This is a genomic window from Streptomyces sp. NBC_00354 (assembly GCF_036106915.1).
Classification (GTDB): Bacteria; Actinomycetota; Actinomycetes; order Streptomycetales; family Streptomycetaceae; genus Streptomyces.
Genome location: NZ_CP107983.1, coordinates 945252 through 966896, shown reverse-complemented (window position 1 = coordinate 966896; position 21645 = coordinate 945252). Strand labels below are relative to the sequence as shown.

Here is a 21645-nt window from a genome sequence, read left to right as displayed (position 1 = left end):
TCTCCGTGGGCCGCTATCTTGCCAGGCGCATGCCAAAGCGGTGTGTCCGCAAACCGGACCGCACGAGGAGCTGCCCCATGAGACTCATCCGCATCCCCAGGCGCACGCACAGCCGTATCCCCACCCGCATACGCAAGAAGGCCAAGCGGCAGCGCGCGCCCCTCGCCGCGCTGCTCGCCGGGGCCCTCGCCGTCGCGGGGCTGGCCGCCGCCGGGCCGATGATCACGTCGGCCGCCGCGGCTCCCGCGCCCGCCACGGCAGGCAATGCCACCGGGCTCACCCAGTCCGGGAACACCTTCACCGTCAGTACAGCCACCGGCGCGAAGGCCCGCGTGGTCGTCGCCCGCGCCGACATCTTCCGGCTCTGGCTGTCACCCGACGGTGCGTTCACCAACGACCCGGCCGGCTCCGACCTCGCCCCGACCACCGACTTCGGCTCCGTCGACACCACCTTCACCGACGCCGGCGCGTACTACCGGATCACCACCGGAGCCCTGAACATCCGCGTCAACAAGACGCCCTTGCAGTTCTCCGTCTACCGCGCCGACAACTCCACCCTAATCTGGCAGGAGACCCAGCCCACCTCCTGGACCGGTACCCAGACCACCCAGTACCTGGCCCGCGGCGCCGACGAGCAGTTCTACGGCACCGGCCTGCGCCTCGGCGAATGGGCGCTGCGCGGCAAGACCGTCCCCGTCGCCGTCGACAACAAATGGCGCGAGAACAACAACGCCAGCCCCGCCCCCTTCTACATGTCCACCAACGGCTACGGCGTCATGCGCAACACCTGGGCCCCCGGCTCGTACGGTTTCAACGCCCCCACCACCCTCACCCACGACGAGAAGCGCTTCGACGCCTGGTACTTCAGCGGCGATTCACTCAAGTCCGTACTCGACGCATACACCGACGTCAGCGGAAAGCCCTTCATGGCGCCGATGTGGGGCCTGGAACTGGGCAACGCCGACTGTTTCAACGCCTCCAACCCCGACTACCAGGGCGACCACAACCGCCTGCGCCACCAGACCACCCCCGATGTGGTCGGGTACGCATCCGATGCCCGCGCCGCCGACATGCCCTCGGGCTGGTTCCTGCCCAACGACGGCTACGGCTGCGGCTACACCGCCCCGCTCAAATCCACCGTCGACGCCCTGAAGGCGAAGGGCTTCCAGACCGGACTGTGGACCTCCACCGGCCTCGGCTCCATCGCCGACGAGGTCGGCACAGCCGGAACCCGCGGCGTGAAGACGGACGTCGCCTGGATCGGCGGCGGCTACAAGACCGCCTTCACCGGCGTGCAGCAGGCCGTCGACGGCATCGAGAAGAACTCCGACGCCCGCCGCTACGTCTGGACCGTCGACGGCTGGGCCGGCACCCAGCGCAACGCCGTCGTCTGGACCGGCGACACCAACGGCACCTGGGACGACATGCGCTGGCACGTCCCCGCCATCGCCGGCGCCGGCCTGTCCGCCCTCAACTACGCCTCCGGCGACATCGACGGCATCTTCGGCGGCAGCCCCAAGACGTACACCCGCGACCTCCAGTGGAAGGCCTTCACCCCCGCCTTCATGACCATGTCCGGCTGGGGCGCGACCAACCCGTCCGCCGGCTACCAGGACAAGCAGCCCTGGCGCTTCGCCGAGCCGTACCTCTCCATCAACCGCAAGTACCTCCAGCTCAAGATGCGGCTGATGCCGTACCTCTACACCATGAGCCGCACCGCCCACGAGAGCGGTGTGCCGAGCACCCGCGCCCTGGTCCTGGAGTACCCGGACGACCCGGTGGCCCGCGGAAACCTCACCAGCGGCCAGTTCATGGCCGGCGACTCCTTCCTCGTCGCGCCCGTCGTCTCCGACACCTCCGTCCGCGACGGCATCTACCTCCCCGCCGGGACCTGGACGGACTACTGGACCGGGAAGACGTACGCAGGCCCGGGCTGGCTGAACAACTACCAGGCTCCGCTCGACACCCTGCCGCTCTTCGTCAAGGGCGGGGCGATCGTGCCGATGTGGCCGCAGATGAACCACACGGGCGAGAAGCCGGTCTCCACCCTCACCTACGACATCCACCCGCGCGGCAACTCCGCCTTCAGCCTCTACGAGGACGACGGGCTCACCCGCGCCCACCAGTCCGGCGCGTACGCCCGCCAGCAGGTGGACGTCACCGCCCCGGCCGCCGGCTCCGGCACGGTCAGCGTCTCCGTCGGCGCCCCCACCGGCAGCTACACCGGCAAACCGGCCGCGCGCGGCTACGAGTTCACCCTCCACGTGGCCTCCGCGCCGGGCACGGTGACGGCTGACGGCAGCGCCCTGGCCCGCCAGACGTCCAAGGCGGCCTACGACGCGGCCGCGTCCGGCTGGTACTTCGACCCCGCCGACCGCGGCGGCATCCTGTGGGTCAAGACCGGTTCAAAGTCGGGCGCGTTCGCCGTCACGGCCACCGGCACCTCCGTCCCTGCGGCCGACCCGATCCCGGCGGCCTCCGCCCCGATCCCGCAGTCGGCGTGGACCCTGGTCTCCGCCGACAGCCAGGAAACCGCCGCCGAGAACGGCGCGGCCGCGAACGCCTTCGACGGCAAGCCGGCCACGATCTGGCACACCGCCTGGTCCTCCGGCACCCCGGCCGCGCTCCCGCACGAGATCCGCATCGACCTCGGCGCCCGCTACGCGGTCGACGGCCTCGGCTACCTGCCCCGCCAGGACGGCGGCGTCAACGGCCGGATCGGCGGCTACGAGGTGTACGTCTCCGACACCACCACCGACTGGGGCTCCCCGGTGGCGACCGGCACCTTCGCCGACACCGCCGCCGCCAAGCCCGTGTCCCTGTCCGCGAAGACGGGCCGCTACCTCCGCCTCAGGGCGCTGACCGAAGCCGGCGGCCGCGGCCCCTGGACCAGCGCCGCCGAGATCAGCCTCACCGGGCGCGCAGCCCCGCTCCCGGCCGACGCCACCCTCGTGAACGCGGCCTCCGCCCGCTGCGCGGACCTGCCGCACAGCGCGACCGCGCCGGGCACCGAACCCACCCTGTACACCTGTCACGGCGGTCCCAACCAGCGCTGGAGCCTGAAGGCCGACGGCCACGTCACCGGCCTGGGCGGGGTCTGCCTCGACGGTACGAGCGTCTCCCGGGTCACTGTCCAGACGTGCAGCGCAGCCGCCGGCCAGACCTGGCAGCCGGGGCCGGACGGCAGCCTCCGTACGCTCGGTCAGTGCCTGGCACCGGTCGGCTCCGGCACCGCGAACGGCACCGCACTCACCCGCGCTGCCTGCGACAACAGCCCGGCCCAGCGCTGGACCTTCACACCCTGACCCCGGTCACGGCGTCAGGGCGCGCCGCCGCCGAGCACGGCCTGGCAGTCCCGCCAGGCCGGCTCGGTCAGCAGGCCCCGCATCCGGGTGAACAGCGCGAGGAGACCGGGCCCGTGGGCCGCGCGGAAGGAGGGGTCGATCCGCGCGAGGTCCAGTTCGTTCGCGGCGGACAGCTCGGCGAAATCCCGCCGCGACCGGCGGTCGGGGGAGTACACCTGGCCGGTGAACCGGTCGCGGAACGCGGCCGCGCCGTCCTCGTCGGCGCCGAGCGTCGGATAAGAGGCCCCGCGGTCGCAACTGGCGTAGAAATAGACGATCTCCTCGGCCTCCGCCCCGATCACCGCCGCGAGCGCGGCCCGCCGGTCGACCGGCAGCAGCGCGGTGGCGAAGCCGTCCGTTCCGTAGAACGCGTGGCACAGGCCCGCGAGTCGGAGCGCGGGCCGGGCACCCCACGCCCCGAGCTGCGCCTGTACGCGTTCCAGATGGGCGAGCAGGGTGCCGCCGGGGTGGTCGAGGCGCCCGGCGCCGAGCTCGCGCAGCAACGTGAGGGCGCGCGCCTCCGGCCCGTCGGGCTGTGCCGGTACCGGCATCTGCTGGTCCTTCCTCGCGCGTCCGACGGAGCTGAAAGAGAAGTGTGGGTCGACACCCGTCCCCGCCTGCGCCGGTTCCGGACCGTGGCGCAGGCGGGGACGGGTTGCCGCCCTGGGCCCTGCATTGATCATGGTCCAGCCGAAAACCCAAGTCAATCCTCTGAATACCTATCAAGACCCAAGCTGTAGCTTGGATCCCATGACTCTCGACGATCTCCGCGTCTTCGTGGCCGTCTGCCGGGCCGGCAGCCTCAGCGCCGTCGCCCGCGACCTCGGCTGCACCCAGTCGGCCGTCAGCCAGCACGTCCGCCGCCTCGAGAAGCAGACCGGCACCGATCTGCTGGAGCGGCACGCCCGCGGCGTCGTCCCCACCGAGGCCGGGCGCATCCTCCAGGCGGCCGCCGCCGACGGCATCGCCGGGCTCGACGGCGCCCTGCGCCGCCTCGACGACCTCGTCCGCGGGGACACCGGCTCGGTCCGCATCACCACGGGCGCGACGACCGTACGGCACTTCATGTCCGAGGCCGTCGTCGACTTCCGGCGCCGCCACCCCCAGGTCAGCCTGGAGTTCCAGACCGAGAACTCCAGCCGCAGCTGCTTCGACGCGCTCGCCGCCGACGACCTGGACCTCGCCTGGATCACCATCGGCAGGCCCGTGCGCGGCATCGAACAGCGCCCGGTGATGGAGCTGCCCTGGGTGCTCGCGGTCTGCGCCGACGACCCCCTCGCCGCCCGGCCCCGGATCGAGCCGGCCGACCTCGCCGGCATCCGCCACATCAGGCTCCCGGAGAACTCCGCGTCCCGCGCCCACCTCGACGCCGCCTTCGCGGAATCGGGCATCCGGATACGGTCCGACACCAGCGTGGCCGACTGGGACACCGCCCTGCTGCTGGCCGAACTGGGCCTCGGCCACGCCGTCGTGCCCGCCCTGCCCGGCTGGCGGGTCCCCGGATCAGACGGCCCGCTGCGCCTCGTCCCGGTCCCGGCCCTGCCGCCGCTCGCGGTCGGCTGGGCCGTCCGCCGCTGGTCGGCCCTGTCCCCGCTGGCCCGGGTCTTCGCCGACGACGTGGCCCGCAGCTGTACGGCGCGCGCCGCGCGGCAGCAGTGAGGCCGGCAGCAGTCCCACGCCGGCCAGCGCCGCCAGTACGAACAGGGCCGTCGGCGCGGCCCCCGCGCCCGCGGCGACGGCGATGCCCAGGGTCGGACCGACGTTCATCGCCGTCTGCTTGAGCCCGCCGACGACCCCCGCGTACCCGGCCGGGGCGTCTGTGACCACCGTGCCAGTGGCGGTCACCATGACCGCGGCGAACCCGGCGCCGAGCACCGCGAAGGCCGCCATGACCGCCGGGCCGGACCATGCGCCCAGCCCGCCGACCCCTAGGACGACCAGGCCCGTACCGGTGAGCGCCGTCCGCCGCGGCCCGTACCGGCGCAGCGCCATCGCGGCCAGCGGCGCGCCAGCGACCATGCTGCCGGTCAGCGGGAGCACCAGCAGGCCGGTGGCGAGCGGGTCGAGGCCCCGTACGTCCTGGAGCAGGAAGGTCGCCGTGAACAGCGCCCCGAACATGCCGGCGGAGACGGCCAGCAGCAGCGCCATCGAGGCCGCGACCGGCCGCGACCGTGCCACGGCGGTCGGCACGAGGGGCTGCGCGGCCCGCCGTTCGTACCGTACGAGCGCCACCGCGAGGGCGGCGGCCCCGCCGAGCCCGAGCAGCGTCGGCGGCGCGGTCCAGCCGTGGGCCGGTACGCCGACCAGCGCATGGACGAGCAGGGCGAGTGCCGCGGCCAGCAGCGCCGCGCCGGTCAGCGCGGGCCGGTCCGATCCGGGCCCCTCCGATCCGGGCCGGGGCGGCGCGGGCACCCGTACGGCGAGGGCGAGCGCGGCGATCGCGAGGGCGATCGGCACGTTCAGCACGAACACGGAACGCCAGCCCGACTGCGCGACCAGCACGCCGCCGAGCAGCGGCCCCGCCGCGGCGGCCACGCCGATGGCACTGGTCCGGACCGCCACCGGGGTGGAGAGCCGGTCGGGCGGGTAGGCGAGGCGCAGCAGTGCGAGGGTCGCCGGTTGCATCAGGGCCCCGAACACCCCTTGCGCGGCGCGCAGGGCGATGACCCAGCCGACCCCGGGCGCGAGCGCGATCCCGGCGGAGGTCGCGGCGAAGCCGAGTACGCCGATGAGGAGCAGCCGCGGATGCCCGTACCGGTCGCCGAGGCGGCCGGCGATGACGAGGAACGCGGCCACGGTGAGGAGATAGGCGGTGCTCGTCCACTGGACCTGGGCCACGCTCGCCCCGAGATCGTGGCGCAGGCTGGGCTGCGCCACGCTGAGGACGGTGCCGTCGAGGGCGACGAGCATCGCGCCGCCGACGCTGACGAGGAGCGCGATCCGCTGCCTGGGGCGGGTCATGCGGGGACCGCCCCGAGGTGGGCGTCGAGGGCGGCGTCGACGAGCCGTTCGACGCCGGCCCGGTGGTCGGCCGCGCCGCCGAGGACCAGGGGCAGGCTGCCCCAGGCCCACAACTGGGCCACACCGTGCAGGTTGGCCCACAGGGCGGCGGCGGTGACCTCGGGATCCCCGCCGGCCCGGCAGCGGGAGACGAGCCCGACGAGCAGGCGGAACAGGGGAATGGTGGACTCGCGCAGCCTCGGCTGCTGCCCGGATTCCTCCTGCCCGGATTCCCCCTGTCCGGCGCCCTCCTGTCCCTCGCTGTCGAGCAGGTCGTGGCGGAACATCAGCTCGAACATCCCGCGGTGCTCCAGCGCATAGCCGATGTACGCGCACCCGAGCGCCCGCACCTGCTCGCGCGGCGAGGAGGCGCCGGCGGTCGCGGCAACGAACCGGCCCCCGAGGTCGGCGAATCCGCGCCGGGCGATCGCCGAGAGCAGGGAGTGATGGGTGGGGAAGTAGCGCCGGGGTGCGCCGTGCGACACCCCGGCGCGGCGGGCGATCTCGCGCAGACCGAGGGCGGCGGTGCCCTCGCTCAGTAGAAGGTCGACGCCGACGTCGATCAGTCGCTCCCGGAGCGGGCTGTGCTGTTCCATGGAGAGTGTCTACCAGTCGACGTAGACACTGTCTACTCAAATGCCGGGCATGATCATCGCGCGCAACTCCGGGACGATGAGCACCGGTTCGTCCAGCCGAGCCGTCAGGGGCAGGCGCTACGCGGTCTCGCTCCCGCTCTCCTGCGCGTTCTGGATCGCGCGCACCAGCCGGGCGACGAGGTTCGCCCGTTCCGCCATGGCTTCGATCACCACGTACTCGTGGTCGGCGTGGGCGCCGCCTCCGACGGCTCCCAGGCCGTCAAGGGTCGGTACTCCCAGCGCGGCCGTGAAGTTGCCGTCGCTTCCGCCGCCGACCGACCTGCCTTCGAGGCCGGGAAGCAGCTGCCGGGCCACCGCGAAGAGACCGGCCGACGCCGACTCCGGCATCGGGGGCCGCCCGATGGATCCGTGGACGGTGATCTGTGCGTCTTCGAGATGCGGAGCAAGCGCTGCGAACGCGGATTCGATGCGTTCCTTCTCGTCGGCCGACTCGACCCGGACGTCTGCGATGACCGTCGCCTCTGCCGGAACGACGTTGTCCAGGGTTCCCGCGGACGCGACGGTCGGGGTGACGGTCGTGCCGATCTCGGGGCGACCGAGCGCGGCGATGTCCAGTACCTGGTGTGCTGCCTCGATCAGGGCGTTGACCCCGGCTTCGGGTTCCAGGCCCGCGTGCGAGGCCCGGCCCGCGACGGAGACCCGGAAGGTGCCGCAGCCCTTGCGGCCGGTCTTCAGGGCCCCGCCGTCGGCGGCGCCTTCGAAGACCAGGACGGCGCCGCAGGCGAGGGCCCGTTCCTCGATGAGGGCGCGGGAGGAGTGGGAGCCGACCTCCTCGTCGGCGGTGACCAGGATCTCGACGCCCGACCGGTCCTCGAGCGCCGCCAGACCGTGGATCGCCTGCACCAGGCCGCCGAGCATGTCGAAGACCCCGGGGCCGGTCGCGTGCCCGTCCTCGACCGCGAACGGGCGGCGTGCGAGGGTGCCGAGCGGAAACACGGTGTCGTGGTGACCGAGGATCAGCACCTTGGGATCGCCGCCGGCCGACCAGTGGACGTGCGGTCCGGCTTCGCTGTCGATGAGGACGGCCTGTCCGCCGAGGCGGCTCTCGATGACGCCGGCGACGGTTTTGGCCGATGCGGCCAGGGCCTCGAGATCGCGCGAGGGAGACTCGGTTTCGACGAGTGTCCTGAGGTCCTCGATCATCGCGTCAACACTCACGTCGACGGTCGTGCGCAGCGTCATGGGGCAAGGGTAGCCGGGAGGCCGCGGCGGAAGGCCGCGGCCGGGACGAACGCGGCGGTGCAGGGGATGATGGAGTGGAGGAGGTGCAAGGCCATGGCCGAGCATGACGGCGGTCCGTCGGCAGGGAAGCTGGAGGAGGGCAAGCTGCTCAAGGAGCTGGAGGCCATCCACCGGACCCGCCACGAGACCCTGCTGTACGGGTCGGACGAGGCGCTGGTCACCCATACGCAGCGGATGAACGAGCTGGAGCACGAGTACGTACGACGGCACCCGCAGCGCGCCCAGACGCCGGGGCGGACCCGGTCGGGCGCACGCGCCCGGAGCGGCGAGGCGTGAGGGCCTGAGGGCCTGCGCGGCCTGAGGAGCCTGGGGAGCCTGCGAGGCCCAAGGAGCCTGGGGGCCTTACTTCTTGGCGTGCTCGCCCAGGTAGAACAGCAGCCAGACGAACCCGGCGAACACGTGCGTCCCGAAGATGTAGAAGAACGCGCGCAGAGCGACGCCCTTCTCCTTCCACTTCTCGTGCTTCGCCGCCGCGGAGGCGTGATCCTCGGTCTTGTCGTCCGGCACAGCGGATCTCCGTTCGGGGGCGGGCGGGGGCGGGCGGGGCGAGGGCGGGGCGGGTCGAAGAAACAGCGTACGTGGGTCCCCGAGTATGAGCCTCCTTTGCATCGAATGAGACAAATTTGTATCATTCGAGGCGAGGGAGGCTCACTGTGATGCGATGCGACCGCCTCCTCGCCGCGCAACCCCGAACGGAACCCCATGCACGCCCGCCGCACCGCCGCTCCACTCGACCCGCGTCGGTGGACCGTCCTCGCCATCCTCTCCGGCAGCCTTCTGCTGATCTCGATGGACACCACGATCCTGAACGTGGCCTTCCCCTCCCTCGTAGGCGACCTCCAGCCAGGTGCCGTGCAGCAGCTGTGGATCATCGACGTCTACGCGCTCGCCCTGTCCGGCCTGCTGGTCACGGCCGGCGCCCTCGGTGACCGCTGGGGCCGCAAGCGCCTGCTGATGGCGGGCTTCGGGATCTTCTCCGTCGCCTCCCTCATCGCCGTCTTCTCCACCGAGGCCTGGCACGTGATCGCGGCCCGCGCCCTCCTCGGCATCGGAGGCGCGGCGATCATGCCCTCGACCCTGTCGATCCTGCGCAGCGTGTTCACCGACGCCAAGGAGCGGGCCTTCGCGCTCGCCGTCTGGGCGGCCGTCTTCGGCGGCGGCATGGCCTTCGGCCCGGTCGTCGGCGGGCTCCTCGTCCAGGACTACGGCTGGCACTCCGCGTTCCTCCTGAACCTCCCCGTCGCCGCCGTCATCGTCGCGGCCGGCCTGCGCTACCTCCCCGAATCCCGCTCCGCGCGCAGCGCCGGCCGCTGGGACTGGTGGGGCGTCGGCCAGTCGATCGTCGGCATGCTCGCCCTCGCGGGCGGCATCAAGCAGCTCGGCAAGAGCGGCGTCGCCGCTCCGCTCCCGTGGGTCCTGCTGGCCGTGGCCGCCGTCGCGCTGACCGTCTTCGTACGCCGCCAGCTGCGCGTGGAGAACCCGCTGCTGCAGGTACGGCTGTTCGCCAAGCCCGCCTTCGGCGTCGCCGCCACCGCCATCTTCCTGCCCATGGTCGGCATGGGCGCGATCCTCTTCCTCGTCACCCAGTGGTTCCAGTACGGCCAGGGTTACACCCCGCTCGAGGCCGGGCTGCGCCTGCTGCCCGCCCCGCTCGCGCTGATCTGCGCCTCGCTGGTGGCCCCCCGGCTGATGCAGCGCTTCGCGATCCGGCACGTGCTGGGCGCCGGACTGGTGGTCCTGGCCGCGGGCATGGCCCTGCCCTGGACCTTCCAGCAGTTCGCCGACCTCGGCTACCCGGCGTTCGCCGTCGCCCTGACGGTCATGGGCCTGGGTGCGGGCATCGCCACCACCGTCGCCTCGGTCACGCTGATCTCGGCCGCACCCGCGGACGAGGTCTCCAGTGCGGCCGCCATCGAGGAGACCTGCTACGAACTGGGCTCGGCCATGGGCGTCGCCGTCCTCGGCAGCACCGCGGCCGCCCTGTACCGCAGCAACCTGCCGGCGCTCGACCTGGACGGCTCCACCGTCGCGGCGGTCCGCGAATCCGTCGGCGAAGCCGCCCACATCGCCGAACAGCTGGGCGGCACGGTCGGCAAGGGCCTGATCGAGGCGGCCTCCCAGGCCTACACCCTCGCCATCACCCCGGCGTTCCTCATCGCCGGACTCCTCGCGGTCGCCGCGGCGGCAACCACCTGGACGATGATCCCGCGCGACCTCCGGCCCACCGAGAACCACTGACGAGGCCGGCCCCGCTTTCAGCCGCCCGCATCACCGCCGCAGCGGTGATGCGGGCGCCGGGCCCAGTGTGGTGGTCCCCGGCGCCGCGCGATGGCCCAGGCCCGTGCGGTAGGCGTCCAGCGCGGCCTCGGTCCGCCCCGTACGCCGCAGCAGGTCGCCCAGCAGCCGGCACAGGTCCGCCAGATCGCCGTTCGCCCCGCTGCGCTCCAGCAGGGTCAGCGCCTGCACGTAGTGCTCCTCGGCGGCTTCGGTCTCCCCGCGCTCCTCGGCCATCAGGCCGAGCAGCCGGTGCGCGCCGCCCGCATGCACGGCGCCGTGGCTGTCGCCCAGCTCCAGCAGTGCGGAGAGCAGCCCGGCCGCCTCCTCGCAGCGGCCGAGCCGGCGCAGTACGTCGGCGAGCTCCACCTCGACCTGCGCCGTGAACAGGGCGGCCCGCCGGGCGGAGAGCATGTCCCGGGCCGTGCGCAACTCGGCCTCCGCCGCCACGAGATCACCGTTCTGCGCCTGTACGTAGCCGCGCATCCAGTGGCAGTGCGCCAGATCGGTCCGCAGCCGCAGCTGCCGGTAGATCGCCTGCGCCTTGGCGAGCGAGGCATCGGCGTCGGCCGGCCGCCCCGCGGTCAGGAAGGTACGTGCGACCTGCCGGTGCATCCCCGCCACCAGCGCAGGGTCGGCCACCTGCGGAGCCAGCGCCAGGGCCAGTTCGGCAGCGTGCGCGGCCCGGGCGTGGGCGCCCATGTCGATGTACGGGCCGATCACGGCGGCGTAGAGCAGCACCAGCGCCTCCGGATCGGCCAGCCCGCTCGCGCCCAGCTCGTCGATGGCGGATTCCAGCAGGTAGCAGGCGTAGCGGAGTTCCCCGGCGAGCAGATGCGCGACGGCCCGGCCGCGGATCGGGCGGGCGCGGCGGGGGAGCGGCTCGTCGGCCAGCAGCCGCTCGGCCGCCTCGAAGTGGGCGATGGCGTCCGGCAGTTCCCCCGATTCGATGGCGCAGTCGCCGAGGCCGAGCAGCGCCTCTGCCCGCTCGGCGTCGAGGCCGAGCCGTTCCGCGTCCGCGAGGAGCTGCCGGTAGCGGACGGCGGCCTCGGCGGCGTCGCCGGTGGCCAGCGTCTGCTGGGCGTCGGTGAGGGCGAGGCGCACCTCGGTGGCCAGGTGGGCGGGCCGCCCGGTGGCCAGCTCCTCGTACGAGGTGCCGAGCCGCCCGGCGAGGAAGCGCAGCGCCGTCTCGGAGGGCCGGACCTTGCCCGACTCCAGAGTCGAAATGTAGGCGGGGGTGTACGAGGGCTCCGCCAGCGCCCGTTGTGTCAGGCCGAGTTCCGCGCGCATGCGCTGAACCCTGCGGCCGATCTCGGCCGGTTCGTCCATGAAGACCCCCCTGGTTGCTCCAACTCCCCATGGTGCAGGGGCGGCAGGCCATTGCGCACGTCCCGTGCGCCCCCTAGTTTAAGCAACCGGTTCAGCCCACTTATCAAGCCGCTTAACTTGCGGCAATTTCCGGCTTCCCGGGGGAGAACTCCATGGATCCGTCCCTTCGCCTGACCCTGCGCGCCGCCCTCGCCGCGGTCTGTACGACGGCCCTGCTGCTGGCCGCAGGCCCCCTCGGCACGGCGGCCGCAGCCCCGCCGCCGATACCGTCGCCGACACCGGCGAAGACCGGGACCGAGGTGGAGATACCGGGGCCGGAGGACGGCACCACCGCCGGATCCGGCCACGCCCGTGTCCCCGTCGCCGGGAAGGCGAAGAAGGCCCCGCAGCTGTCCGAGGCCGAGCGGGCGGCCGACGGCGAGGTCGCCAGGATGGTCGACAACGGCCCGACCGCGGACCGCCTCGACATCGTCGTCATCGGCGACGGCTACACCGCCGCCGAGCAGGACCGGTTCCACGCCGACGCCCAGGCCAAATGGGCGGAGATCGCCGCCGTCGAGCCGTACTCCACGTACCGCAACCTCTTCAACGTCTGGACGGTCGACGCCGTCTCCCACGACTCCGGCGTATCCGGCGACCCCACGCCGGCCACCGTCCGCGACACCGCCCTCGGCTCGTACTTCTGGTGCGAGGACATCGAACGGCTGCTCTGCATAGACCAGCCGAAGGTGGACGCGTACGTGGCGAAGGCGCCCGAGGCCGACCTGGTCCTCGTCCTCGCCAACAGCGCCAAGTACGGCGGGGCCGGCTACAACGAGCCCAGCGCCACCCTTGGCTACGAGGGGATATCGACCGCGTCGGCGGGCAACGCGAAGTCCGGCCAGGTCGCCATCCACGAGACCGGCCACTCCCTGGGCAAGCTCGCCGACGAGTACTTCTACCCCGGCACCCCGGGCTACGAGAAGTACGAGGGCCCCGAACCCGCCGACTCCAACACCTCCACGCTGCCCGCCGACCGGATGGCCGCCGAGCAGGCCAAGTGGTACCGCTGGCTCGGCGCCCCGTCGCCCGACGGCGGCACGGTCGGCGCGTACGAGGGCGGCGGCTACTACGTCACCGGCCTGTACCGGCCCACCGACAACTCGATCATGCGCGTGCTCGGCAAACCCTTCAACCTGCCCGGCACCGAGGCGATGATCGCCGGCTTCTACCAGCACGCGAAGCCCGCCGCCGCGCTCACCCCGACCGGCCGCACCCTGCGGCTGCGCAACACGGCCAAGGTCTCCGTACCCCGGCTGGCAGGCGCGGACGGCCGGCAGCTCGACGTCCGCTGGTACCTCGACGGACGGGAGCTGAAGCGGTTCGCCGGCCGGACCGAGGTCGCGGTGTCCGAGCTGTGGCTCTTCGACCTGCGCACGCACAAGCTGTCGGTCACGGCCGAGGACCGCACGCCCTCGGTCCGCGACCCGAAGATCGCCCGCGGCCTCAAGTCCACGGTCGACTGGACCGTCCGCCTGTAGCCACGCGGTACCCGGGAGTTTCAGGCGCCGGCCGCGTACGTCCAGAAGTCGCGCATCACGGCGGGCGGCGTCGGGCCGGTCATCTCCCGCTGGGTGAGCAGGACGGAGACGGCGCCGGTGGCCGGGGTGATGTGGGCCGCGGTCCCGGTGCCGCCGACCCAGCCGTACCGCCCCGGCACGTTCCACGGATCGCGGGCCGTGACGTCCACCGAGCCGCCGAACCCCCAGCCCTGGCCCTCCAGGAACAGTTCGCCGCCGGACCGCTGGGCCACGGTCAGCCAGTCGGTGGTCATCTGCCGCACCGACTGGGCCGACAGGAGCCTGCCCCGGTCCCCGTCCAGCGCCCCCTGCGCGAGCATCATCCGGCCGAACGCGTACCAGTCGTCGGCGGTCCCGACCAGGCCGCCGGTGCCGGAGGGGAAGGCCGGGACCCTGCTCCACTGCCCGTGGGGGGCGTCGGCCAGTTCGAGGCCGCCGTCACCCCCGCGGTAGTAGCTCGTGAACCGGCCCAGGTCCGCGGGCAGGACGGCGAACCCGGTGTCCGCCATGCCCAGCGGCTCGAAGATCCGTTCGGCCAGGAACTCGGGCAGGGACTGCCCCGACACCCGGGCGATCAGCACGCCCAGGATGTCCGAGCAGGTGTTGTACAGCCAGGCCTCGCCCGGCTGGTACAGCAGGGGGATGCCCGACAGCGCCTTCATCCACGCGTCCGGCTCCGCGATCTGCTGCGGCTGCGGCGGCCCCTGCTTCAGCTCGCTGAACAGCAGACCGACCGCAGGCAGCGAGAAGTCGGACGGGAACCCGTACCCGGCGCGGAACGTGAGCAGGTCGAACACGGTGATCGGGCGCGCCGCGGGCACCACGTCGCCGACCGGGCTCGCGGGCGTACGGACGACGACGCGCGAGGCCAGCTCCGGCAGCCACGGATCGACCGGGTCCTCCAGTGCGAACCGGCCCTCCTCGACCAGCATCATGACCGCCGCGGCAGTGACCGGTTTGGTGAGCGAGGCGATACGGAAGATCGAATCCCGGACCATCGGTGCCGTGCCCTCGATGTCGGCCGAGCCGACGGCCTCGACCTCCACCCGGTCGCCACGGGCCACCAGGCCCACCGCCCCGGGCAGCGATCCGCTGCTCACGTGCCGTTCCAGGATGTCGCGCAGGCCGGTCATCACTCCACCTCTCCCGATGCCTCTCCCGAGGCGGGGGCCGGCCGAGCGGGCCGGCCCTCGCAGACAAAGACTCCCGCAGCGGCGTGGATTCATCGGCCGGACGCGCGGCGCAGGACCGGACCGGTCACCACCAGTAGGCGGGATACCGCGGTGCCTTGCGCCGGATGCGCGAAGCGGCGTACCCGGTCAGGACGAGCAGCACCGTCGCGCCGAACAGCAGGGGGACGAACCGGGCCGGAGCCGGGTTCTGGAGCACGATCACGACGGAGGTGGCGCAGGCGGGCGAGTGCGGGGTGCGGGCGGCCATCAGCAGCGCGAGCGTGACGCCGGCCGCGACGGCCGCGGCCCAGGCGCTGCTGCCGGCGGCGGCGAGGACGCCGTAGCCGACGGCCATGCCCAGCAGATGGCCGACGACCACACCGCGCGGCTGGGCCAGGGGCAGGGTGGGGGCGCTGTGCACGAGGGCGGCGCTCGCGGCCAGCGGCGGTATCAGCACCGGCTCGTGGAGCATCGCGCCGATCCCGACGAGCCCCAGCAGGACCGCCGTCACGGCGCTGATGCTGTGGAACGCGGCTGCGGGGGTGGGGCGAGCGGGAGCCCGGCCGAAGGCGGTCCGGGAGCGGGCCGGCTCGCCGGCGGATTCGGGAGCGGGGGTGGTGGCGGACGGTGACGGCAGGGCGGTGCTCATGCGTGGTTTCCGGGGCAGGACGACAGGGTGAATGCGGTCGAGGCGGCACGGAGGCAGGGTGATCAACCGCCGCCTCGGCCTCGCGCCTGTCCCTGGTACGGCCGACGCAGACCGGCTACGACCTTATCCGCCAGGTGTGCGGGGGCCGTCTCGGGGGAGGGATACGGATACGGGAAGGACGGAACATGACGACGCACGCCCACGGCCCGGAGGTGCACGGCCCCGAGGGGTCGAGCGACTGCGACCAGCTGTCCGCGCCCGCCCCCGCCGAGGGCGGTGAGCCTGCCTGCCTGCTCCACCTGGTCTGCCCCGACTGCGGACGGCTCGCCACCGAGCGGGGCGTCCGAACCTGCTCCCGCTGCGGCGGCCCGCTCCCGGACCCCGGCCCCTGACGGCTCCGCTACCGTGCCGGATATCCGCTGGCCCGGGCGCGGGCGGCCGACCTAGGGTTCCGCCCATGACGATCATGGGCTCCGACGCCGTAGACCGATCCGTGTCCCTCACCGCACAGGCGCTCCGACGGGTGGCGCACCTCGACTGGTCCGCTCCGGCCGCCGACCTCGAGTGGAGCTGTTACGACACCGCCGTGCACGTGGCGAGCGATTTCATCGGGTACGCCACCCAGCTGACCGGGCGCTCGACCAGCGGATACGCCCCCTTCGACATCAGCGCGGACCCCGGCACCACGCCCGCGGGCCTGATCCAGGTCATCGAAGCCACCGGAGGCCTGCTGTCCGCCGCCGTGGCCGTGACCGACCCCGAGGTCCGGGCCTGGCACCCGTACGGCATGGCAGGCCCGGACGGATTCGCCGCGATGGGCGTCGTCGAGACGCTGCTGCACACCCACGACATCCTGGTCGCCCTCGGCGTCCGCGACTGGGAGCCCGACGCGGACCTCTGCGAACAGGTCCTCGTCCGGCTCTTCCCGCAGGCTCCGCGCGATATCGCCGCGCCCTGGCCGACCCTCCTGTGGGTGACCGGCCGGGCCGGACTCCCGGGCCTGCCCCGCCACCGGGCCTGGCGCTGGTACGCCGAACCCATCACCACGGAACGCGTCGTGCTCTGCGAGATCTCCCCGCTCGTCGCGGGCGACCTCCGCGACGGCGGCACCGGCGGCTTCGCCTGGGCCGAGGACGGCCCCGGCGAGGGCACCCGGGCCGCCGCCGGGATGGTGGCCAAGGCGCGGGAGGAGGGTACGCACCGCCCGGGGTGGGGCGCGTACGCCATCGTCCGTACGCAGGACCGGCGCGCCATCGGCGGGATCGGCTTCCACGGTGCGCCCGACGCCGAGGGGAACGCGGAGATCGGCTACGACCTCGTACCGTCCGCCCGCGGCAACGGGTACGCCACCGAGGCGCTGAAGGGCCTGGTCGGCTGGGCCCTCGGGCAGCCCGGTGTGACCGCGCTGCACGCCCGCGTCGATGCGGACAACGCCCCCTCCCACGGGGTGGTCGTCCGGGCGGGGTTCGAGCGGACGGGCTCCACCGAGGAAGGCGAAGCCCGCTACACCCTGCGGGCCGCAGCTCGGTAGCCGCTGCGGGCGTGCGCGCACACCGTGCCCCGGATCACGCGCGCCCGGTGGTGCGCGCACCTGCCGTACCTCTCGTACGTGCCGCCGTGCAGCGGGCTGGAGGTGAGGCGTCCTCGGGGCCCGGCGGGTGTCCGGGGCGATAGCCTCGGAGACGGACGCCCGACACCGGCTCGGAAGGCAGGTCCCGATGGCGAGTTCTCCGATTTCCGCCGCCTCCGCTCGTTCCCAGGTCCCCGTGATCGACCTCGGGCCGTGGCGGTCCGGCGAGCCCGGGGCGCGGGAGCGGATCGCCGCCCGCGTCGACGAGGCCCTCCAGGCCGCCGGGTTCCTGCTGATCACCGGGCACGGCGTGGACCCGGAGCTGCCCGCGCGGATCCGGAAGGCCGCCAAGGAGTTCTTCCGGCTGCCGGCGAAGGCGAAGGAGCCGTACGCGGTCGCGGTCGGCGGCCGCGGCTGGCTCGGCCCGGGCGCCGAGGCCAACAGCTATGCGGAGGGGGCCGCCTCGCCGCCCGACCTCAAGGAGTCCTGGTCGTGCGCGGCGGACGAGCCCACCGGGGACCCGTCCGTGGACGCCGAGTGGTTCCGGCCGAACGCCTGGCCGGCCGAGGTGCCCGCGCTGCAGCCGGCGGCCGTCGAGTACATCGCCCGGATGCGGGCCCTGTCCGACGAGCTGCTGGAGCTCCTCGCCACCGCGCTCGGCCTCGCCGCGGACCATTTCACCCGCCACACCGGGCACCCCACCTGGGGGTTCAACCTCAACTGGTACCCGGGCACCGAGGTGCTCGGCGAGCCCCTGCCCGGCCAGTTCCGCATCGGGGCGCACACGGACTTCGGGACGGTCACGGTCCTCGACCGCGAGCCGGGCTCGGGCGGGCTCCAGATCCACACCGACGCCGACGGCTGGCAGGACGCCCCGTACGACCCGGCAGCGCTCACCGTGAACATCGGCGACCTGATGGCCCGCTGGACCGGGGACCGCTGGCGCGCGGGCCGCCACCGGGTGCTGCCGCCGCCCACCGACGCACCGGCCGAGGAGCTCATCTCGCTGGTCTACTTCTACGAATGCGACCCGCACACCCGGGTGGAGTCCCTCCCGGCGCCGGTCGGCCGGGTGGTGCACGACCCCGTGGACTCCCACACGTACCTGCGGGGCAAGCTGGACGCGATCACCGTGTCCTGACACCTCCTACCGGAGGGGGAGGCGGCACCCTCCGCCCGGGGGAGGTTCCCGTCCTCCTGCGAGGTGACGATCAAGCGGGGGCATCCGCATAGGTTCGGCATCATGAATCGACGCCGAACCGCTGCATCCCTCGCGTTACTCGCCCTCCTCCTGCCACTGCCGCTCGCCGCCGCGGGCGCGGCCGCGGCCGCCCAGCCGGTTGCCGCGTCCGCCGCCGCGGACACCCGTGTGGTGCTGCCGGAACTCCCCCGCCCCACCGGGAAGTTCGCGGTCGGCCAGGAGACCCTGCACCTGGTGGACCGCAGTCGCACCGACCCGTGGGCGGGGTCCGGCCCGCGCGAGCTGATGGTGACCATGCGCTACCCGGCCCACCGCGGCACCGGCGGTCCGGTCCGCCCCTGGCTCACGCACGAGGAGGCCCGGCTGCTGCTGGCCGACCGGAAGCTGGACCAGGACGTCGCCGTCGAGAGCCTGGTCGGTACCAAGGCCTACGCCCGGTCCGATGCCCGCCCGGTGGCGGGCCGGTACCCGCTGATCGTCCTGTCGCCCGGGTTCACCGTCCCGCGCGCCACCCTCACCTCCCTCGCCGAGGAGCTCGCCTCCCGCGGCTATGTGGTCGCCGCCGTGGACCACGCGTACGAGACCTCCGGGACGGCCTTCCCCGGCGGGCGCGTCCTGACCTGCCTGGCCTGCGGGAAGGCCCAGAGCGAGGCGGGAGCCAAGCTGGTTGCCGACAACCGCGCCCGTGACGTGTCCTTCCTGCTGGACCGGCTCACCGGCCGCCACCCGGCCTGGCGCAACGCCGGCCTGATCGACCAGAGCCGGATCGCGATGGCCGGGCACTCCATCGGCGGCTCCGCCGCGGTCGCCGCCATGGCGACCGACCCGCGGATCCGCGCCGGGATCGACATGGACGGCGGGGTGTTCTCGCCGGTGCCTGCGGGCGGGCTCGACGGCCGGCCCTTCATGCTGCTCGGCGCGCAGGAATCCCGCCCGGGCGGGACGGGGACCGGAGAGGCGAGCTGGGACCCCAACTGGCAGCGTCTCGACGGCTGGAAGCGCTGGATCACGCTCGACGACTCGAACCACTTCACCTTCACGGACTGGCCGGCCATGAGCGACCAGCTCGGGCTGCCCCCGCTGTCGCCGCTGCCCGGCGCCCGTTCGGTCGACCTGACCCGGCGCTACGTCGGCGCTTTCTTCGACCAGCACCTGAAGGGCGTGCCGCAGCCGCTGCTCGACGGCCCGAGCCCCGAGGCGCCGGAGGTCCGCTTCCACCATCCGTGATCCGCGGCACGCGGGGTGGTGATCGGGTACGTGCTGCTCGCCCGGGCCGGCCCGATTACCGCTGGTCGGCGGTGTTCGGCAGGATGGGGGCATGACCGAGATCCGTACCCCCCGACTCCTTCTCCGCCGCTGGACCGACGACGACCTCGTCCCCCTGTCGGAGATCAATGCCGACCCGGACGTGATGCGCTGGATCGGCGACGGCTCCACCCTCGACCTTGAGCAGACCGCCGAGGAGATCGAGCGCTGGGAGGACGAGTGGGACGAGGAGGGCTTCGGCCTCTTCGCCGTCGAACTGCTGGCTTCGGGGGAGCTGATCGGGGCCGTCGGCCTGTCCGTGGCGCAGTCCCCGGCGGAGGCACGGGACTTCGTGGCGGTCAGCTGGCGGCTCGGCCGGCAGTACTGGGGCCAGGGCTACGCCTCCGAGGCCGCGCAGGCCACCCTGGAGTTCGCCCTCCAGGACCGCGGCCTCGACCGGGTGATCGCGGTGAACCGGTCGGGCCACGAGGAGTCCGAGAACGTGATCCGCAAGCTCGGCATGGTGCTGGACCTCGACACGACGGACCCGGAGCACGGCCACCTGCTCCAGGTCCACAGCATCGACCTGTCGGAGTACGAGGGCTGACCCGAGGGTTCTTCCGCAGCCCGCGGATCAGGGCCGGCGGATCAGGGCCGGCGGAACCAGCGGCGCCGCGGGGCGGCCGGCGGGCCGAACGGCGGGAGGGCCTTGAAGCGCTCGTCCAGGACCACCGTCGGGGCGATCCGCCGCAGCGCGCCGCGGACCAGCGTCAGCGGGTGCTCGGGGAACTCCGCGTCCCACTCCTCGAGGTCGGCGACGTGGTACGGCAGTCCGCCCGAAACGTCCGGCCCGTACGGGTGCGGGCGGAAGTAGTTCTCGTGGCCCACACGGGCGCCGACGAGGGCCTCCCGCATCCCGGTCGTGCCCTGCTCGCCCGCCTGCACCTTGATCACGGTGCTGCAGCCCGCCTTCGGCACGGTCCAGGAGGCGAGGAACACCAGCCCGTGCCCGGTGTTCGGCCGCCGGACCTTGACCAGTTGCCGTACGGCCGGGACGGAGTCCACCTCGCCGGGCACGGCCTCGATCAGCCCTCCGCCCGCGCGGGCCACGGACCGGGCGAGGCCGTGCCGGAGCCGGTCGGTCTCTTGCAGCGGCGCCGGCAGATCCGGGACCAGGGGGAAGAAATGGACCGAGAGGACGAGGCCCTTCTCGTCGGTCCAGACCCCTTGCTCGCGCTCGGTGAAGCCGGTGAGGTCCATGCCCGTGATCGGTGTCGGTGTGGATATAGGTGTCATGGGGACCATGATGCTGATCATCGCCCTGGCCTGCCGCAGTGGGTCAGGAGGGGGCCGGGCCCGGGGCCTCGGCCGCATGGCCCGCGCGGACAGCGGCGAGCACGGCGGCGTGGACGGCGGCCGGGTCGCCGTGGTGGGGGACCGGGCTGCCGGTCAGGGTGTACCACTCCTCCGCGTCCGTGTACTGGATCTCGATCCGGACCCGCCCGCCCGCCACCGCCGTCGTCCGCACGGTCAGCGGGCCCGTGATGACGCCGACCTCGTCGGTCATCGCCCCGCCGGGCCCGGCCAGGACCCCGTCGTACCACTGCTGCCGTCCGGTCATGCCGCGCAGCTGTCCAGCATCGTCCCGAGCATCTTCTTCTCCGGTTCCGTAACCGTCAGGCCGTACGTCGATTTCACGGTGGTCCAGGCCCGCCCGTACTGGCACCAGCTCGACTTGTCCGGCGGCTGCCACAGGTCCGGGCTCTGGTCGCCCTTCGACCGGTTCGTGGCCGCGGTCACCGACAGCAGCTGAGGGTGGGTCAGGTCGTTCGCGAAGGCCTTGCGCTGCGCGGCGTCCCAGCCCGCCGCACCCGAGCGCCAGCCCTCGGCGAGCGGCACCATGTGGTCGATGTCCATCTTCGACGCCTCGGTGACCACCACCCCGTCGTACAGGCTCTTCCAGGTGCCGGAGACCGCCTTGCACTCGGAGTCCTGGGTGACGTCCTTGCCGTCGCGCTTGAGGACCACCTCGCGGGTGTCGCACTTGTTGCCCTGCTCGGCCCAGTGCGTGAACTTGGCCCGGCTGTAGCCGGCCATGGTGCCGGGCGGCGCGACCTTCAGCGCGGCCAGCCGGGTCCGGGCCACCTGGGCGGTGACCAGGCCGGGCAGCACGTCCCCGGCGGCCGGTTTGGCGTCGCCCGCACCCGGAGCGGAGGGCGACGTCCCGGCCGAGGGCGGCGGCGCCGAGGGCTTCGCGTCCTTGTCCGTCGTGCCCGTTCCCGAGCACCCGGCCGCGGCCAGCAGCACCGACGCCGCCAGGACCGCACCGCGTACACGTATCTGACGTCCCATGAATCCCACCCCGAGCCGGCTCCGCACCCTGTCCGGGAAAGACTACCCAGAA

The 21645-nt window shown here is 73.2% G+C and carries 20 protein-coding genes and 1 pseudogene; 10 read left to right on the top strand and 11 right to left on the bottom strand.

Going from position 1 to position 21645, the window contains the following annotated elements; translation table 11 throughout:
* Window positions 1-77: 77 nt before the first annotated feature.
* Complete coding sequence (locus tag OHT74_RS04620) at window positions 78-3305, top strand: TIM-barrel domain-containing protein (protein ID WP_328619432.1); 3228 nt, start codon at window positions 78-80, stop codon at window positions 3303-3305.
* Between the two features lie 14 nt (window positions 3306-3319).
* Here OHT74_RS04620 and OHT74_RS04615 read toward each other — a convergent pair whose 3' ends face one another.
* Window positions 3320-3895, bottom strand: coding sequence for a DUF6817 domain-containing protein (locus tag OHT74_RS04615; RefSeq protein ID WP_328619431.1), 576 nt, complete (start codon window positions 3893-3895; stop codon window positions 3320-3322).
* A 199-nt stretch (window positions 3896-4094) separates the two neighbouring features.
* Between OHT74_RS04615 and OHT74_RS04610 the strand changes: the two genes are divergently transcribed.
* A complete protein-coding gene (locus tag OHT74_RS04610) occupies window positions 4095-5003 on the top strand; it encodes a LysR family transcriptional regulator (RefSeq protein ID WP_323139531.1) in 909 nt (302 codons plus the stop codon).
* On the opposite strand, the pseudogene OHT74_RS04605 reads toward OHT74_RS04610, so the two are convergent.
* The 3 genes and pseudogenes from OHT74_RS04605 to OHT74_RS04595 all read right to left on the bottom strand — a co-directional run.
* A pseudogene (locus OHT74_RS04605) lies at window positions 4950-6305 on the bottom strand (MFS transporter); the annotation flags it as partial. The gene OHT74_RS04610 and the pseudogene OHT74_RS04605 sit on opposite strands and share 54 nt — an antisense overlap.
* Window positions 6302-6940, bottom strand: coding sequence for a TetR/AcrR family transcriptional regulator (locus OHT74_RS04600; protein WP_328619430.1), 639 nt, complete (start codon window positions 6938-6940; stop codon window positions 6302-6304). The gene OHT74_RS04600 and the pseudogene OHT74_RS04605, both read right to left, overlap by 4 nt.
* 117 nt (window positions 6941-7057) lie before the next feature.
* Complete coding sequence (locus OHT74_RS04595) at window positions 7058-8182, bottom strand: M20 family metallopeptidase (protein WP_328619429.1); 1125 nt, start codon at window positions 8180-8182, stop codon at window positions 7058-7060.
* 93 nt (window positions 8183-8275) lie between these two features.
* Here OHT74_RS04595 and OHT74_RS04590 point away from each other — a divergent pair, with 93 nt between their 5' ends.
* Window positions 8276-8518 carry a DUF6158 family protein gene (locus tag OHT74_RS04590; protein ID WP_266660845.1) on the top strand — a complete coding sequence of 81 codons (243 nt, stop codon included), beginning with the start codon at window positions 8276-8278 and terminating at the stop codon, window positions 8516-8518.
* Between the two features lie 66 nt (window positions 8519-8584).
* On the opposite strand, the gene OHT74_RS04585 is transcribed toward OHT74_RS04590, so the two are convergent.
* Complete coding sequence (locus OHT74_RS04585) at window positions 8585-8749, bottom strand: DUF6126 family protein (protein WP_266660843.1); 165 nt, start codon at window positions 8747-8749, stop codon at window positions 8585-8587.
* A gap of 195 nt (window positions 8750-8944) precedes the next feature.
* Between OHT74_RS04585 and OHT74_RS04580 the strand changes: the two genes are divergently transcribed.
* Complete coding sequence (locus OHT74_RS04580) at window positions 8945-10480, top strand: MFS transporter (protein ID WP_328619428.1); 1536 nt, start codon at window positions 8945-8947, stop codon at window positions 10478-10480.
* Window positions 10481-10510: 30 nt separating this feature from the next.
* Here OHT74_RS04580 and OHT74_RS04575 read toward each other — a convergent pair whose 3' ends face one another.
* Entirely contained in the window at window positions 10511-11845 is a 1335-nt protein-coding gene (locus tag OHT74_RS04575; protein ID WP_266660841.1) for a tetratricopeptide repeat protein, read from the bottom strand.
* A 152-nt stretch (window positions 11846-11997) separates the two neighbouring features.
* Between OHT74_RS04575 and OHT74_RS04570 the strand changes: the two genes are divergently transcribed.
* On the top strand, window positions 11998-13365 hold the full coding sequence (locus OHT74_RS04570; protein ID WP_328619427.1) for a M64 family metallopeptidase: 1368 nt from the start codon (window positions 11998-12000) through the stop codon (window positions 13363-13365).
* 20 nt (window positions 13366-13385) lie between these two features.
* On the opposite strand, the gene OHT74_RS04565 is transcribed toward OHT74_RS04570, so the two are convergent.
* Together OHT74_RS04565 and OHT74_RS04560 are read right to left on the bottom strand one after the other, a co-directional pair.
* Entirely contained in the window at window positions 13386-14537 is a 1152-nt protein-coding gene (locus OHT74_RS04565) for a serine hydrolase domain-containing protein (RefSeq protein ID WP_266660838.1), read from the bottom strand.
* A 124-nt stretch (window positions 14538-14661) separates the two neighbouring features.
* Window positions 14662-15225 carry an HPP family protein gene (locus OHT74_RS04560; RefSeq protein ID WP_328619426.1) on the bottom strand — a complete coding sequence of 188 codons (564 nt, stop codon included), beginning with the start codon at window positions 15223-15225 and terminating at the stop codon, window positions 14662-14664.
* Between the two features lie 185 nt (window positions 15226-15410).
* Between OHT74_RS04560 and OHT74_RS04555 the strand changes: the two genes are divergently transcribed.
* From OHT74_RS04555 to OHT74_RS04535, 5 genes are all read left to right on the top strand, one after another.
* Window positions 15411-15617 (top strand): hypothetical protein, encoded by a 207-nt coding sequence (locus OHT74_RS04555; RefSeq protein ID WP_328619425.1) that lies wholly within the window; start codon window positions 15411-15413, stop codon window positions 15615-15617.
* Between the two features lie 65 nt (window positions 15618-15682).
* Entirely contained in the window at window positions 15683-16756 is a 1074-nt protein-coding gene (locus tag OHT74_RS04550; protein WP_328619424.1) for a GNAT family N-acetyltransferase, read from the top strand.
* A gap of 187 nt (window positions 16757-16943) precedes the next feature.
* Window positions 16944-17936 carry an isopenicillin N synthase family dioxygenase gene (locus OHT74_RS04545; RefSeq protein WP_328619423.1) on the top strand — a complete coding sequence of 331 codons (993 nt, stop codon included), beginning with the start codon at window positions 16944-16946 and terminating at the stop codon, window positions 17934-17936.
* 102 nt (window positions 17937-18038) lie between these two features.
* Window positions 18039-19223, top strand: coding sequence for an alpha/beta hydrolase family protein (locus tag OHT74_RS04540; protein ID WP_328619422.1), 1185 nt, complete (start codon window positions 18039-18041; stop codon window positions 19221-19223).
* 91 nt (window positions 19224-19314) lie between these two features.
* Window positions 19315-19848 (top strand): GNAT family N-acetyltransferase, encoded by a 534-nt coding sequence (locus tag OHT74_RS04535; protein WP_266660829.1) that lies wholly within the window; start codon window positions 19315-19317, stop codon window positions 19846-19848.
* A gap of 41 nt (window positions 19849-19889) precedes the next feature.
* On the opposite strand, the gene OHT74_RS04530 is transcribed toward OHT74_RS04535, so the two are convergent.
* From OHT74_RS04530 to OHT74_RS04520, 3 genes are read right to left on the bottom strand one after another with little or no spacing between them, the layout of a single operon-like run.
* Window positions 19890-20537, bottom strand: a complete 648-nt coding sequence (locus OHT74_RS04530; protein WP_328619421.1) for a hypothetical protein — start codon at window positions 20535-20537, stop codon at window positions 19890-19892.
* A gap of 43 nt (window positions 20538-20580) precedes the next feature.
* Window positions 20581-20862 carry a hypothetical protein gene (locus tag OHT74_RS04525; protein ID WP_266660825.1) on the bottom strand — a complete coding sequence of 94 codons (282 nt, stop codon included), beginning with the start codon at window positions 20860-20862 and terminating at the stop codon, window positions 20581-20583.
* Window positions 20859-21593, bottom strand: a complete 735-nt coding sequence (locus OHT74_RS04520; protein ID WP_328619420.1) for an HNH endonuclease family protein — start codon at window positions 21591-21593, stop codon at window positions 20859-20861. The genes OHT74_RS04525 and OHT74_RS04520 overlap by 4 nt, the downstream gene beginning before the upstream one ends.
* Window positions 21594-21645 lie beyond the last annotated feature (52 nt).

Bases quoted from the DNA above. Each gene is read 5' to 3' on its own strand.
- OHT74_RS04525 (WP_266660825.1), bottom strand. From the start codon at position 20,862: ATGACCGGACGGCAGCAGTGGTACGACGGGGTCCTGGCCGGGCCCGGC.
- OHT74_RS04520 (WP_328619420.1), bottom strand. From the start codon at position 21,593: ATGGGACGTCAGATACGTGTACGCGGTGCGGTCCTGGCGGCGTCGGTG.
- OHT74_RS04610 (WP_323139531.1), top strand. From the start codon at position 4,095: ATGACTCTCGACGATCTCCGCGTCTTCGTGGCCGTCTGCCGGGCCGGC.
- OHT74_RS04545 (WP_328619423.1), top strand. From the start codon at position 16,944: ATGGCGAGTTCTCCGATTTCCGCCGCCTCCGCTCGTTCCCAGGTCCCC.
- OHT74_RS04540 (WP_328619422.1), top strand. From the start codon at position 18,039: ATGAATCGACGCCGAACCGCTGCATCCCTCGCGTTACTCGCCCTCCTC.
- OHT74_RS04600 (WP_328619430.1), bottom strand. From the start codon at position 6,940: ATGGAACAGCACAGCCCGCTCCGGGAGCGACTGATCGACGTCGGCGTC.
- OHT74_RS04615 (WP_328619431.1), bottom strand. From the start codon at position 3,895: ATGCCGGTACCGGCACAGCCCGACGGGCCGGAGGCGCGCGCCCTCACG.
- OHT74_RS04580 (WP_328619428.1), top strand. From the start codon at position 8,945: ATGCACGCCCGCCGCACCGCCGCTCCACTCGACCCGCGTCGGTGGACC.
- OHT74_RS04560 (WP_328619426.1), bottom strand. From the start codon at position 15,225: ATGAGCACCGCCCTGCCGTCACCGTCCGCCACCACCCCCGCTCCCGAA.
- OHT74_RS04575 (WP_266660841.1), bottom strand. From the start codon at position 11,845: ATGGACGAACCGGCCGAGATCGGCCGCAGGGTTCAGCGCATGCGCGCG.
- OHT74_RS04535 (WP_266660829.1), top strand. From the start codon at position 19,315: ATGACCGAGATCCGTACCCCCCGACTCCTTCTCCGCCGCTGGACCGAC.
- OHT74_RS04590 (WP_266660845.1), top strand. From the start codon at position 8,276: ATGGCCGAGCATGACGGCGGTCCGTCGGCAGGGAAGCTGGAGGAGGGC.
- OHT74_RS04570 (WP_328619427.1), top strand. From the start codon at position 11,998: ATGGATCCGTCCCTTCGCCTGACCCTGCGCGCCGCCCTCGCCGCGGTC.
- OHT74_RS04620 (WP_328619432.1), top strand. From the start codon at position 78: ATGAGACTCATCCGCATCCCCAGGCGCACGCACAGCCGTATCCCCACC.
- OHT74_RS04595 (WP_328619429.1), bottom strand. From the start codon at position 8,182: ATGACGCTGCGCACGACCGTCGACGTGAGTGTTGACGCGATGATCGAG.
- OHT74_RS04530 (WP_328619421.1), bottom strand. From the start codon at position 20,537: ATGACACCTATATCCACACCGACACCGATCACGGGCATGGACCTCACC.
- OHT74_RS04565 (WP_266660838.1), bottom strand. From the start codon at position 14,537: ATGACCGGCCTGCGCGACATCCTGGAACGGCACGTGAGCAGCGGATCG.
- OHT74_RS04550 (WP_328619424.1), top strand. From the start codon at position 15,683: ATGACGATCATGGGCTCCGACGCCGTAGACCGATCCGTGTCCCTCACC.
- OHT74_RS04555 (WP_328619425.1), top strand. From the start codon at position 15,411: ATGACGACGCACGCCCACGGCCCGGAGGTGCACGGCCCCGAGGGGTCG.